The sequence below is a fragment of the Chryseobacterium sp. DT-167 genome, from assembly GCF_058310155.1.
Map to the genome: position 1 here is coordinate 1 of NZ_JBZEEQ010000071.1, position 665 is coordinate 665.

The following is a 665-nucleotide window of genomic DNA, read 5'->3' on the forward strand; positions in this document are numbered from 1 at the left end:
TATCGGCGAAAGTCGAGACCGGGCGGGGCCTCGAGGGTCGGCGCGACCTCGTTCCTCTGCAGTCGTTCGGCGGCGGCTCGGAGCACGGGCTCCTCCACAGCCCCGGCGATCGTCTCGATGCCCATGGCGATGCCCGTGTACGCGAGGAGCGAATGCGTCGCGTTGAGCAGTCGGAGCTTCGCGGACTCCCACGGCGAGACGTCATCGACCATGACGACGCCCGCGACCTCCCAATCGGGGCGAGGACCCGCGAAGTCGTCCTCGACGACCCACTGTCGGAACGGCTCCGCCACGACCGCTCCGCGATCCTCGAGGCCGATCGCCTCCGCGACCTCCGCGAGGTCGTCCTCCGTCGTCGCCGGGGTGATGCGATCGACCATCGTGCTCGGGAACGAGACGTCCCGTGCGATCCACGCCGCGACCTCGTCGGAGTCGGGCAGAGAGCCGACGAAGTCCGTGACGAGCCGACGGAGCACCGCGCCGTTGTGAGGGAGGTTGTCGCACGAGAGCACCGAGAGCGGGCCGCCGCCGAGGGCGAAGCGGCGCTGCAACCCGCGCACGAGCACGCCCACCATCGTGGTCGGCTCGCCGTCGGCGAGGTCCGCGGCGATCCTCTCGTCCGCGAGATCGAGCCCGCCGGAGGCCGCGTCGATCCCGTAGCCCTT

The 665-nt window shown here is 71.0% G+C and carries 1 protein-coding gene; it reads right to left on the minus strand.

All coding sequences use genetic code 11. The annotated features are described in order from the left end of the window. Positions 1-665: mannitol dehydrogenase family protein (locus AC4FQ5_RS19795; RefSeq protein ID WP_491146308.1), on the minus strand; the 665-nt coding region annotated here is incomplete at both ends.